11 protein-coding genes and 1 riboswitch are annotated in these 12961 nt (G+C 49.8%); of the genes, 4 read left to right on the top strand and 7 right to left on the bottom strand.

From position 1 onward, the window contains the following. Positions 1 to 71: 71 nt before the first annotated feature. The 3 genes from P4D80_RS22095 to P4D80_RS22085 all read right to left on the bottom strand — a co-directional run bounded on the left by P4D80_RS22095 (position 72) and on the right by P4D80_RS22085 (position 3361). Positions 72 to 1340 carry a GTP cyclohydrolase II gene (locus P4D80_RS22095; RefSeq protein WP_421656206.1) on the bottom strand — a complete coding sequence of 423 codons (1269 nt, stop codon included), beginning with the start codon at positions 1338 to 1340 and terminating at the stop codon, positions 72 to 74. Positions 1341 to 1695: 355 nt separating this feature from the next. Beyond that, on the bottom strand, positions 1696 to 2925 hold the full coding sequence (gene mutY, locus P4D80_RS22090) for an A/G-specific adenine glycosylase (RefSeq protein ID WP_421656205.1): 1230 nt from the start codon (positions 2923 to 2925) through the stop codon (positions 1696 to 1698). A gap of 94 nt (positions 2926 to 3019) precedes the next feature. Then, positions 3020 to 3361 carry a DUF760 domain-containing protein gene (locus tag P4D80_RS22085; protein ID WP_421656204.1) on the bottom strand — a complete coding sequence of 114 codons (342 nt, stop codon included), beginning with the start codon at positions 3359 to 3361 and terminating at the stop codon, positions 3020 to 3022. Positions 3362 to 4044: 683 nt separating this feature from the next. On the opposite strand from P4D80_RS22085, the gene P4D80_RS22080 reads away from it, so the two are divergent. Next, positions 4045 to 4752, top strand: a complete 708-nt coding sequence (locus tag P4D80_RS22080) for a TVP38/TMEM64 family protein (protein ID WP_421656203.1) — start codon at positions 4045 to 4047, stop codon at positions 4750 to 4752. A gap of 6 nt (positions 4753 to 4758) precedes the next feature. Then, complete coding sequence (locus tag P4D80_RS22075) at positions 4759 to 6306, top strand: mercuric reductase (RefSeq protein WP_421656202.1); 1548 nt, start codon at positions 4759 to 4761, stop codon at positions 6304 to 6306. A 42-nt stretch (positions 6307 to 6348) separates the two neighbouring features. Here the strand turns inward: P4D80_RS22075 and P4D80_RS22070 are convergent, their stop codons facing one another. Continuing rightward, complete coding sequence (locus P4D80_RS22070) at positions 6349 to 6873, bottom strand: hypothetical protein (RefSeq protein WP_421656201.1); 525 nt, start codon at positions 6871 to 6873, stop codon at positions 6349 to 6351. Positions 6874 to 7835: 962 nt separating this feature from the next. Between P4D80_RS22070 and P4D80_RS22065 the strand changes: the two genes are divergently transcribed. Continuing rightward, a complete protein-coding gene (locus P4D80_RS22065; protein WP_421656200.1) occupies positions 7836 to 8426 on the top strand; it encodes a DUF2808 domain-containing protein in 591 nt (196 codons plus the stop codon). A gap of 3 nt (positions 8427 to 8429) precedes the next feature. On the opposite strand, the gene P4D80_RS22060 is transcribed toward P4D80_RS22065, so the two are convergent. After that, on the bottom strand, positions 8430 to 9191 hold the full coding sequence (locus P4D80_RS22060) for a TIGR03943 family putative permease subunit (RefSeq protein ID WP_421656199.1): 762 nt from the start codon (positions 9189 to 9191) through the stop codon (positions 8430 to 8432). Positions 9192 to 9277: 86 nt separating this feature from the next. Continuing rightward, the gene (locus P4D80_RS22055) at positions 9278 to 10318 is read right to left on the bottom strand and encodes a permease (protein WP_421659584.1); all 1041 of its coding nucleotides are present in this window, start codon (positions 10316 to 10318) and stop codon (positions 9278 to 9280) included. A 721-nt stretch (positions 10319 to 11039) separates the two neighbouring features. Then, positions 11040 to 11170, top strand: a riboswitch (cyclic di-AMP (ydaO/yuaA leader). Between the two features lie 125 nt (positions 11171 to 11295). On the opposite strand from P4D80_RS22055, the gene P4D80_RS22050 reads away from it, so the two are divergent. Further along, positions 11296 to 11958 carry a universal stress protein gene (locus P4D80_RS22050; RefSeq protein WP_421656198.1) on the top strand — a complete coding sequence of 221 codons (663 nt, stop codon included), beginning with the start codon at positions 11296 to 11298 and terminating at the stop codon, positions 11956 to 11958. Positions 11959 to 11975: 17 nt separating this feature from the next. On the opposite strand, the gene P4D80_RS22045 is transcribed toward P4D80_RS22050, so the two are convergent. After that, on the bottom strand, positions 11976 to 12959 hold the full coding sequence (locus P4D80_RS22045) for a M48 family metallopeptidase (protein WP_421656197.1): 984 nt from the start codon (positions 12957 to 12959) through the stop codon (positions 11976 to 11978). Positions 12960 to 12961 lie beyond the last annotated feature (2 nt).

Below are 12961 nucleotides of genomic sequence, written 5' to 3'. Positions count from 1 at the left end.
AGGGTGAAGGGGGGAGGGAGGGAGGAGGGAAATACCTCATCCTCCTATCCCCTCATCCCCCCATCCCCCCTCTACTCTGCCAAACTCCTTCCCTTGATTTGCGCCAGGGTGACTTCATCGGGCACTTCGCCGTTCGTGTAATAGCCAGCCGCCTTTTTGGCTTCGATCTCGACTTTGGCATCTGCTGGAATCAAATCTTCCGGGATTGGAACCCGTTCAACAATTTTGATGCCAGCCTGGGTAATGGCGTTGTATTTCATGTTGCTCATGGAGATGAAGCGATCAATCTGAGTGATGCCAAGCCAGTGGAGTACGTCGGGCATCAGCTCTTGAAAGCGCATGTCCTGCACCCCTGCTACACACTCGGTGCGGGTAAAATAAGCATCAGCGCGATCGCCCCCTTCCTGTCGTTTGCGGGCGTTGTAAACCAGAAATTTGGTCACTTCACCCAGGGCACGTCCCTCCTTGCGCAGGTAAACGATTACTCCTGCTCCCTCCTCTTGTTGGGCAGTTTGCACACAGGCTTCAACTCCGTGCACCAGGTAGGGACGGCAGGTGCAAATATCAGAGCCAAACACATCGGAGCCATTGCACTCATCATGAACGCGTACTGCCAGGGGTCGATTGGGGTCAGTGATGGCCGCAATATCTCCCACGATGTAAACAGTCATGCCACCAATGGGCGGTAAAAAAACATGAAAATCTGGACGGGTTATCAGTTCAGGAAACATGCCGCCAGTTTGTTCAAACAGAGCACGGCGCAATTCAGACTCAGCCACGTTCAGTCGTCGGGCGATGCCTGGTAGGTACCAGACGGGTTCGATCGCCGCCTTCGTTACAACCAAATCGCCACCAGCCTTCAGAATTTTGCCATCAATCCGAATTCGTCCTTTGACAACAGCTTCCTGAAGCTCTGGCATGTTGATATGGGCTTTGGTAATGGCGATCGTGGGGCGAATGTCGTAGCCCTCCTCGTACAGGGAAGCATAAATTTCGCCAACTATTGCCCCAAATGGATCAAGAGAAACAATTTTGTTGGGGTCAAACCAGGAGGGATGGGGGCCAATTGATTCAGCGGGAGATGTGTTGGTTAGATCAGCCCGGTGGTCTGTTTGAAGCTGACCACTAGCGATCGCCAGCGCCCGATAAACCCCATAAGAACCAGAGTGAGTACCAATCACATTGCGATGGGCGGCAGTGGTTAGCGTACCAATGATAGGTCCGCGCTTGAGCGGATCCGTTTCTCCCCAGTGAATTGGAAGCGGTTTTGGACCAAATCGAGCAGGATGGGACGTGAGAACAATATGTTTCGGTTTTAGCCCTGTCTTTTCACTTGGCATAGATGCTCTCCCTGAGGTTGAACCGTCATTTGTAGAGCGGACCGCACGAGTAAACGCCGATACCCATAAAATCAATCCTCCTTGCAAAAGCCACAATTGCGAGGGATCTGCGGTAATCAGCGTGTCCGGGTAGAGCCTTCGATCTTACCAGTAGGAGCCACTGCTATAGGTGTTTTAGGCAGCAAAAATCGGTGCATAGAGAAGCACTTCGGAAGTTATATAAGTAGGTAGTCATAATTAATTTGTAAAGGGGCGTGGAGGGGGTTAAACCCCCTCCACGCCCAAAATTATTCTTAATCTTAATTTAATTGCGCCTGGCTACTGAGCTGTCGCCAGGTTGCTCAGGACATTGGCTCTAAGGGGGTGTGGGGGCTGCGCCCCCAGCAAGGGGTTCCACCCCTGACCCATCTACACCTTCCGCCTTTTGCTTCAGGGCTTCAATGATCTGTACATTTGCTTTAGGAAAGGGGTATTGCTCCAGTTCGACAAGGGTGACCCAACGCACTTCATCGCACTCAATCGGTTGAGGTTCGCCGCTAATATGACGACAATGGTGGACGTTGAGTGTGACATGGAAGTGGGAGTAGGTGTGTTCGACAGTAATGAGGCGATCGCCCACCTGAATCTCAATCCCCAACTCTTCCCGGATTTCCCGCTGAATGCAGTCTTCCACCGTTTCTCCCGGTTCCAGCTTGCCCCCAGGAAATTCCCACAATCCACCTAAAAGACCACTTTGACGGCGGCGGTCAATCAGGATCTGTCCCTGGCTGTTCCAGATAACAGCTACCCCAATCATTTTGCGGGGGATAGGAGCGCGGGTTTCAGTCATAGGTAATTGAGATTGAATGCCTAGATTGTAAGCCTGACAGTGCAGTTTCCAGGGACAGCGAGGACAATCTGGGCTATGGGGAGTACAGAGGGTAGCTCCCAGATCCATCAAAGCCTGGTTAAAATCACGCGACTGCCGGGGGTCAAGAAGACTTTCAGATAATTGCCAGAGATGGGCGATCGCGCGATTGGGAGGAACCTGCAAGGCCACTAAGCGTGCCAGTACGCGCTTTACATTGCCATCCAGAATGGGAGTTGGCTGGTTGAATGCTGCACTTAGAATTCCCCCCGCGGTTGTACGTCCAATACCGGGAAGGGAAATGGCAACCTCCAGTTGTTCAGGAAATACGCCATTGTATTGCTTAACCAGTTCCTGAGCCGCCAGGTGCAGATTGCGGGCACGAGCATAATATCCCAATCCCTGCCATGCCTTCAAAACCTGCTGCTGGTCTGCCATTGCCAGGTCTTGAACAGTTGGGAACCATTCTAACCAGCGTTCGTAATAGGGAATAACCGTTTTCACCTGGGTCTGTTGCAGCATAATCTCAGATATCCAGATGGCGTAGGGGTCACGGCTATGCCGCCAGGGTAAATCCCTCCCAGACTGGTGATACCAGTTCAGCAATGAGTGTCTTAAATCACCGATTCTCAAATCGCTGGTTTTTAAGTCGCTAATATTAGAACCCGGCAGGTAATATCCACCACCTGCCGAGTCTTTAAGTTTAGGAGAGTGCGATCGCTTTCTTGAGAGGGCCACTTATCCGACTAACGTTTAGCAAACAGCGATTAGCATTTCAGAAGTTTCTAGAAAAATCAGTCGATACCAACAGAGCCCGGACGGCTAACAGCTATTAGCCCTCTGTGGTGGAATTATCTGCACCAATCAAAGATTTTTCTAGCGCCATCCGCTGCTCGGCATTACGGAGGAAGTAACCGCTCATCATCGCAGACGCCAGCAAACGTCCCAGATCTTCGCGAGAGGTGGTTACCGTAATGTTGAAGTGTTCGGAAGGTAAAGCACCTAACATGCCGATAATGTTTCGCTCCATTACCTGGAACACCTCAGGAGAGCTAGGACGCGAAAGCTGGGCGATCGCTTCGGGGCTAAGGGACTGGACGTAATGCCAGAACTGATTGCCCGACTCAGCAGTATCTCCAAAGAATTCTGGCACTCTATCTGATGTGTTGTTCACAGAAGGAACCTCAATCAACGGCTGTAATGATTCTATAAATTTAATGTACTCAGTAAACTCAAGGATGCGAAGTGGGCAGAACCGAACTGGATTGGTGGGTTGCCTCACCTGAACTGTTGCCTCACCTGAACTTTATAGCGATAGTCATTGTGGTTAGGACGGGGTGCGGGGGTGGAACCCCTGGCTGGGGGCGAAGCCCCCACTCATTCTCTAATTCCAATGTCCTAACGCACCTGCGTAGAGCTATACAACATCCATTTTGCGATCGCCCACGTACATCCTTCAGACCCAGAAAAATGGGATGAATTTTATTAGCAAACTCTTCCGAACAACTCAGGAAAAAATCATTCTTCCCAGAAGGCTTTTTCCTAAAGTTATAGTTATAGCGATCCTTCTTGAAATTTGAACAGGGTGCAGGGGTGGAACCCCTGTGTGGGAGCTTCGCCCCCATTGTTCACAAACTATTTGTGAAAGCTATAAGTCACTAAGTTGAGGACGGGTGCAGGGGGGAACCCCTGGCTGGAGGCGAAGCCTCCACACCCTCGTTAAAGCTAATGCCCTGAGCAACCTGGCGACAGCTACAGCTTATAGATGACAGATGTACGTGAGCCGACGGCACAAGTAATATGGTGAATCCCATGACCCAACAATCCTTTTTAAGGTCAAAGTGGCTGAGGTTATTTATGATTGCTTCTGGCGTAGCCATTCTCGCGATCGCACTGAAACAATTGAATGTGCAGGATTATCTGCAAAGTGTTCTGCTCTGGATCCAGAACTTGGGACCTGCTGGGGCGATCGCCTTTATGGCAATCTATATTCTGGCAACCGTGCTGTTTATCCCCGGTTCCTTGCTGACGCTTGGGGGGGGTGCCATCTTTGGAGTGTTACTGGGCTCAGTTTATGTTTTTCTGGCCGCTTCTATCGGCGCAACCCTGGCTTTTCTAATCGGACGTTACCTGGCCAGGGGTTGGGTCTCGAAACAGATCGAAGGCAATACAAAATTCAAGGCTGTGGACAATGCGATCGCCCGTGAAGGTCTCAAGATTGTGATTCTAACACGCCTTTCCCCCGTCTTCCCCTTCAACCTGTTGAACTATGCTCTTGGTGTCACCCAGGTTTCTCTGAAGGATTATCTTGTGGGATTCATTGGCATGCTCCCTGGAACGGTTATGTACGTCTACATAGGCTCTCTTGCAGGCAGTCTGGCCATGATTGGCTCCCCCTCAACCGCCAATCCCCAAACCCAAATGATTCAATGGATCATTCGCATTGTTGGCTTGATTGCTACGATTGCTGTCACCGTTTACGTCACCCGGATTGCCCGGAAAGCCTTAGATGAAAGTGTCGCAAATGAACCAGTGAACAACGCGCCCATCAGGGAGGGAGAGTAGGTGTCTATGTCATCTTTCACCACAGATGAACCCAGCATTCAACCCCTAGACCAGTACAACCAGACACTAGTTTCCTACGTCCATCCGCTGGATTGGGTAAATCCCAAACCCGCCGAATGTTACGATCTGGTCGTGATTGGGGCAGGAACCGCTGGGTTGGTGACGGCGGCTGGAGCCGCAGGGCTGGGATTGGGGTTGAAAGTGGCACTGATTGAAAAGCACTTGATGGGGGGAGATTGCCTGAATGTGGGCTGTGTTCCTTCTAAGTGTCTGATTCGCTCCTCACGGGTGGTTGCTGATATGCGAGATGCTGATCGCTTTGGGGTGCGATCGCCCAAGGATATCGAAGTAGACTTTCCCGCTGTAATGGAACGAATGCGGCGACTCAGAGCAGGCATCAGCCACCACGACTCAGCCGAGCGGTTTCAAAAATTGGGCGTAGACGTGTTTCTGGGCGAAGGGCGATTTATCAGTAACAATACGCTCCAGGTTGAAGGGAATTCTCTGCGCTTCAAAAAAGCGGTCATCGCCACGGGTGCCCGTGCCCTGCGTCCCAGGATTGAAGGACTGGCAGAAGCAGGATTTCTCACGAACGAAACCGTGTTTTCTCTTACAGAACGCCCCAACCGATTAGCCGTCATTGGAGCCGGACCGATTGGCTGTGAGCTGGCCCAATCCTTTCAGCGTCTGGGCTGTGAAGTAACCTTGCTGCACAAGAATGATCACATCCTGGATAAGGAAGATGCCGATGCCGCCGAAATTGTGCAGCAAGTCTTTCTGCGGGAAGGCATCCGGCTAGTACTGAACTGCAAACTCAACTGGGTCGAAAAAACGCCCGCAGGTAAAACCATTTATTTCACTAGCAATGGCCAGGAAAGCACCGTCACCGTTGACGAAATCCTGGTTGGGGCGGGGCGTGCCCCCAATGTAGAAGGGCTAAACCTGGAAGCCGTTGGGGTACAGTACGACCCGCGCAAGGGCATCCTGGTGAATGATTACCTGCAAACGACGAACCCCAAAATTTATGCGGCAGGCGACATCTGCATGAACTGGAAATTCACCCACGCCGCGGATGCGGCAGCCCGGATTGTCATCAAAAATGCCTTGTTTGCCCCCTTTGGACTGGGACGCTCCAGGCTCAGCAGTCTGGTGATGCCCTGGGCAACCTACACCGCGCCCGAAGTTGCCCATGTCGGGCTTTACGAGCGGGAAGCAAAGGAACAGAGAATTGAGATTGAAACGATTAAAATTCCCTTTACTGGCGTGGATCGGGCAATCGCCGATGGTGAGGAAGAAGGCTTTGTCAAAATTCACTACAAAAAAGGCTCAGACCGGATTGTGGGAGCCACGATTGTGGCCAACCACGCGGGAGAAATGATCAGTGAAATTACAATGGCGATCGTCCACAAAATTGGTCTTAGCAAACTCTCTAGCGTTATTCACCCCTACCCTACCCAGGCAGAAGCGATTAAGAAAGCTGCTGATGCTTACCGACGCACCCTATTGACCCCACGAACAAAAACACTGCTGGGATTGGCAACCAAACTTTCATAAGTCAGGCGAACTCCTCGAGCTTAAGCATGCGGCAGGAACTACTCAATCCCCAATCCCTAGCAAATTTAAATTGAGAGAATTCCAGCATTCCTTCAGTAAAACAATCCCAGCCAGTAGCTTCAGCGTCTCCAGTAACCAGTAACCAGCATGCAGCGAATTCATTAAAGCAGGGGGTTCTGAAACCGGATTAAACAAATTGAGTTGCAGCCCTAAACCGCTCATTTGAGGAGCCAAACCATAGGTGAAAGCCAGAGCTACCACTAGCAGCAGAGAGGCCAGAAAAACGGCCTGATGAGTCGGTCGGGTTCCGTTCCCCAATGTGTACCGTAAATTGAGAATTCCAGTCAAAACCAGAGCCGCACACACCAATTCAACCCGGTTAAAAACCCAGAATAGGGAATGGCCAGCGATCGCAAAACCAGACTCGGCCATCATCCCGGAAGTATAAAGAACCGGCATCACAACGGTGTCCACAATCAAACTAGCACTCAGCCAAAATAACAACGTCAACATCACCACCGTTTGCCAGGCTGGTTTTCTCACAGTTACTCTAGAAATCATTGCCATTTGAGTTGCCTCTTAAAAGCCTCAGTCTTAGCTTATCGAATACAGCAAGAAATCATCATGAAATAAATAGGAAAAAAACACACTAGAAAAGACTCAAAAAAGAAAAGACTCAAAAAATCTAAAACCTGGCAGAAATCTGCCAGGTTAAAAGTTAGTGAGTTAAGAACTAAACCAATCAATGCAGTTAACTAAACATATCCTGCGCTCGCCAGCTAAATAGGCAGAAACACAGTCCTCCTTATATTCTTACTGGAGTAGACTACACTAGCCAGCTGGCACAAAACCAGCTAATACGCGTTACACGAGGCACGCAATGATCCGCGAAACATGTTTTAACAAACAATCAATTCGCTTACAGATCACTGACTCGCGCAGGTGCTTCGGGAAGGGGACACAGTCCCAAAAGCTACTACTGATAAGAGGATGTTCGCTCTTTGTGTCCAAGTAAACAATAGCATTTGGAATGTTTTACAGCCTACACCGTTTAATAGAAGTTCACTTCAAATTAAATATCAACACAAATGATTTAAGGAAAGAAACAATGAACCAGAATCTGGTATTTCTCCCGTTAGAAAACCATAAGTCAAAAACCTGATGACAACCTCCACGACAGCAAATCAGTGCGCTAGGCTAGCAATAAGTAGCTGGGCGCAATTAATTTAAGGATAATTTCGGGGGTAGAGGGGGTGAAACCCTCTGCCTGGGGGCGCAGCCCCAACCCCCCTTTAAAATTAATTGTGGCGACTTACTTACTGGATTCTGAAAAGACCTATAGCGTTCACAAATAGTTTGTGAACAAGGGGGACTTTGTCCCCACGAAGGAGTTCCACCCCCTGCACCCTGTTCAAATTTCAAGAAGGATCGCTATAGTCCTTTTCAAGGGTGTGAAGTACAGTGAGGGTGCAGAGCACCCTCACTGTACTTCACAATCACATACCTCATTCAAATGAAAACCGCTATATATGAAGATTAATTGGTCGCGGCTGGTTGCGGCATTAGCAGTTTCGGTAAGCACCTTTGGAGTGATCAACATTCCAGGGCAGGCAGTGCAATTGTCGGATGGAACGGTTGCCTTTACGGGAGCACCCAGGCTAGTGGGAGCATCTGCATCTCAGTCGGCTGCCTATTTTTGGGGTTCGTGGTATTCCTTTACCATCACTCTGCCTGAGAATGCGGGTGAACCACTGCAAAAGGTCACGATTTCCCAGGAAGATAACGTGTCTTATGCATACTTTGATCTCAGCAAAACAGAGGCCTATGAGGGCACCCGTCGTCGTTCTGAAACAAGACTGCCCATCCAAAATGTGACGCTGGATCCCAATAAACGATTAATTACCGTTCTATTTGATCCGCCCGTTTCCCCTGGAAAAACCATTACGATTGAACTATATGCCGATCGCAACCCCTATGCTGGCGGCGTTTACTTATATGGCGTAACTGCCTTCCCTGCCGGAGAAAAAGCGCAAGGTCAGTTTCTGGGGTTTGGACGCATCCATATCTATGACAGTTACGACACATTCTTTTTCAGAAGCCCATTTCGTCGCTGGCATTAGCAGTCAGTAATCGTAGGGATTCTGAGGTTCGGGAATTTCTGCAATTGATTTTGCTTCAATCACAAGCTGGCGTTTGCCTGCCAGCGTTTCTGTAACCATCTGCCCTTGAATTTCCAACCAGGTATCGGGTTTGTAGGTTTCGCGGCTCTGGGACAGTTTGACAGGTAGGCTAACCGGGTAAACATCGGCAGCGCAGCAAGTAATCACAAAGCGGGAAATGAGCAAGTACTGGTTGGGCAAATGAGGGGGATAGGTCACAAACCCCTGAACCTTTGCTTTTTGCCCCGTGTAGGCATCGGGTTCGGGATAAACCGTTAACGTCCGAATCCAATCAACCAGAGACTTGTCCTCTGACTTTTCAGATGCCCGAAACGCTTGAGGCTTGACCCGCGTGACGGTTAAGGTGTCGGCAATACCCCGATCAATCGCCGTCTGGCTGGCAAAAGCACGGGGGGTAACAACCATTCCCAGAATGGCGATCGCCAGCAGTAGCGTACTACTCCATCCCGGCGGAAGCAGGGTCAGGTGCTGGTTAGGTGCACCTCCTCGTACAGCCGGACGGCGGGCCTGCTGGATCAGCATCCATGACCTTAAACCGGCCAATATCAGAAGCGCGAGCGCAGCAGCTACCGTCAGCCACATGTAATTGGGATGAATCAGCAGGTAGAGCTTCCCAGTCAGCCAGTACTTGAGAAACAGAAGGCCCCAGGCTGCGATCGCCATTACATCTAACCAGGGAGGAACAGAGCGAAGGAGACGAGACATAGGAAAGGGGAAAGGGCGTGAGGGGTCAGGGTCTAGCAGGAAAAAAGGGGAAGGGGAGAAGGGTGAGGAGTAAGGAACGAGGAAATTCAACTCACATACAAATTCACAATCAGCGTAAACAGAAATGTCAACTGTCCCGCTAAGGCAAACAGATAAAAAACGGCTCTTGGCTTAAAGATGGAGAGCATCAGACCAACTGCCTTCAAATCGATCATGGGACCAAACACCAGAAAAGCCAGAAGCGATCCTGTAGTAAAAGTTGAGGCAAAAGACAATGCAAAGAAAGAATCAACGGTGGAACAGATCGAAACAACTGCCGCCAGCAGCATCATGGCAAGGATAGAGGTGACTGACCCCTGCCCTAAACTGAGGATAATGTCCCGCGGAACAAAGACCTGCACGATCGCGGCGATCGCGCTTCCCAAAATCAGCACCCCACCCAACTCCCGCATTTCCTGTACGGTATTTTCTATCAGCAGAATAAACTTGTAAGATAGCGGCTTGCCTGCTGTACTGGCTGCTACCATTGTCGCCTGAAGCTCAGCTACATCCAATCGTCCCAACTGTCCTGGCTCGTTTAGCCAATAGGTTCCAGACTGTAGGAGAGCAGGCGTAGAGGTACCGCCCCTATGTACGGGTGCAGAACCCTGCGCCCCTTCCCCCTTCACCGGAATTGTCCGTGCGACTGCTGGGCGCAGTAGGGGACGCAAATCTTTCTGGGCGCTGAATACCCAGCCCAGGATGGTCGCGATCGCCAGAGAAAAGCCAATTCGCATGAACACAATTTCAGGCTGGTCACGAAAAGCTGTCCAGGTCGCCCAAATCACCACGGGATTAATCGTTGGTGCTGCCAGCAGAAAGCCTATTGCCACCGAAGACGGCACTCCCTGCATCAGCAGTCGGCGGGCAACAGGCACATTGCCACACTCACACACAGGAAACAAAAAGCCAATGCAGCTTCCAACCAGAGCCCCCAGCAACGGATTTTGAGGCATCAATCGGACTAACTTGCGTTCATCGACAAAAAACAGAAGAAAGCCAGAAAACAGCACCCCCAAAAGCAGAAACGGGAATGCCTCCACCAGCAAACTCAGAAATAGCGTGAACGCACTGTTTAGTTGATTCAGATTCATGCATCCTGCGATCGCGTCATTCAGGTCATTCTACCGGAGCGTGTTCATTCTATCGGATGGGAGCTTTATTGCTTAAGGGTAAAGTAGCTTGAAATAAGCTGAGAATCTAGCATCCTACAAAATGGATTAGGAGTAAACTTTTCCATAGAAAAAGGACTCTCACAACTTTCTCCGTCCGAAAATGACTTATAGCGTCCTTCTCGAAATTTGAACGGGGTGCAGGGGTTCCACCCCTGCGTGGGGGCTTCGCCTCTACTCCCCTTGTTCACAAACTATTTGTGAACGCCATAAATTGCCATAGCAATCCTATCTGGATTGTGAAAAGACTTTCCCTGATGGAAAAGTCTTTTACAAATCACCTTTTTTATATAAATGATTTAAATTGCCAGAGTTTGAGGTTTTGTAAATAAAATCGCAACAAAAGGGAGAAACAAATGAGTTCAGTAGTGCACTCGGTATAAACAGCCATATCACCGAACTCAAAGCCCCCACTCGATTGATAAGCGATAGTGAAACTATGGTGGGAGAGATAGGCGATCAGTTTTGGATACGCTATATTAGCTACGAAACCTGATCTGGGATTCTACGAGCATTAGCCTGCGATTGTTTTTGAAATAGCAGTTTAGAACAACAGATTGGTTTAAATTTAACTAGTATTTCTGCAATGACTTAGCAGAACTTTAACCAAGTGGGTAGCCTAATCCGAATTCATTTCGACTGTGAAGTGCGGTTGAAGGATTCAGAGCGGAGGAACCAAATTCCAGGGGCTAATCTCAGGATGGCTGAGAGAGACACCTTCCAGTCTTAGCCCGTCAGCTAACTCCGTCGGCAATGGGAGGAGTACCCAAGACTATCGCTCTTGCAGCATTGGTCATTGGTGTCTCCGGGAAGACAGGAATCCTCCGGGAAAGGCTTTTGTGTCTATACCTAACCCACCTCTCCCTACTCCTTATTGTCTGAGAGGTTTAAACGTGAACACTTTATCAATGCTTGCCCGTCTTGAAGGTGCCCTGGGGCGCAACGATTTAGCCAAACGAATGGTTCTCATCCCCCAAAGCCCTGGAGTCAAAGCACGACCGACTCAGGACTTGAATTTTGTAGTGGGTTATAACGGTTCACCCAAAAGCCAGACCGCTTTAGACCTGACGCTGTGGATTGCCCATCAAACACGGCTTGCAACCCAGCAACAGGTCATCGTTCAGGTTGTATATGTGGTTGATTGGGAAGATGAGTGTGGTCAGTCGCGCATCCGCAAAGCGTCGGCAGTTGGGATGGGTAATTACCGCGAAATAGGAAACTCTCGCCAGACTTCAACCCATCGCCTAAACGGGGGAACGATCGCCGAACTGCACTCTCCATCGGAACTTTTGAGAACCCAGCAATCCTGTCAGTTTGAACAATTTGAGCAGGCAGACCGTATTCTCTGGCAGGCTCGTCACCTGGCGGAGGAATGGCGCGGTTCCCTTGAAACCCATCTGCGCTTTGGACGGGTTGCAGAGGAACTGCGTAGTGTAGTAGAAACCGAATCAGCGGCCCTCTTGCTTTTGGGTTGTGAGTCGGCTGAGAGTCCATTGATAGCACGTCTGGGAAATGATTTCCCTTGCCCGGTATTGGGAATCCCGCCTGCTCTGTAGGGGAAATCGGCAAACGATTAGCCACTGCGTTTGATGCGATCGATTTCCCGCTGAAGCTCTTCAATTTGACGACGTAAATCGTCAACTTCGGCCTGGGTTTCAGCGACATTTGATTCGGATTTTACCTCAACTTCCACTGAGCCTTCTGCTCCAGCACGGGGGTAGTTTCCTGCTTTAATTTGGCGGTATTCCTCAGAAACAGCCCATTCCTGCAAGTAAATAGCCCGTTCTACCGTAAAGGGATGGGTTAAAAATACTCCCTGAGAGAGATTGTTATAGAGCAAAAACTTGTAAATCTGATTGAGTCCGTCCTGATCCAGTTCCTGGTACTGCTGAGATTGGCGCATAAACTCATCCAGACTTAGCTCATGGGCATAATGGCTGCTGCCGCCTGCCATTTTCATCATGGAGTGCATCACCGGATTCAGCTCATCCATGACCAGCAAAGAGGCGCGATCGGCGGAAAGTTCTGCTTTGCGTAGCCACTCATAAAACGCGATCAAAAGTCCTGTTGTAATCAGTTCGCTCAATCCAAACGTCATTCTGGATAATCCAGAGACAGCAAACATCGTCCAGGTAGCCATCTGAATCAGGACAGAGTGACCACACTTGATGTGTCCCAGTTCGTGAGCAATGACCGATCGCAATTCCGCCTCACTCAATAGATCGAGTAATCCACTGTTGATTGTGAGACAGGGATAATCCTGCCCAAGCGCAAATGCATTCGCCAACGGGTTTTGAGAGATAAAAAGACTAGGCTCCGGATAAACATCCAGATCCCGCAAACACTCTCGAAAAATCTGATAAACGCTGGCACATTGTCGGGGCCCGACATGAATGCTATTACCCATCTGAAAGACAAACTGGGGACGTTCCGCCAGAAATTCCACAAATTTTCGAGCAACAAGGTCAAACCCTGGCACTCCCCGTAACGTCTGTTCGGCTTGACGATCAAGGGGATGCCGAAAAGCTGTGCTTGAAATTCCAGGATAGGTGGGCATGG

The sequence above is a fragment of the Leptothermofonsia sp. ETS-13 genome (assembly GCF_049200465.1).
GTDB lineage: Bacteria > Cyanobacteriota > Cyanobacteriia > Leptolyngbyales > Leptolyngbyaceae > Leptothermofonsia.
Note: the sequence above shows the minus strand (reverse complement) of the source record. Positions and strands in the feature narration are given on the sequence as shown.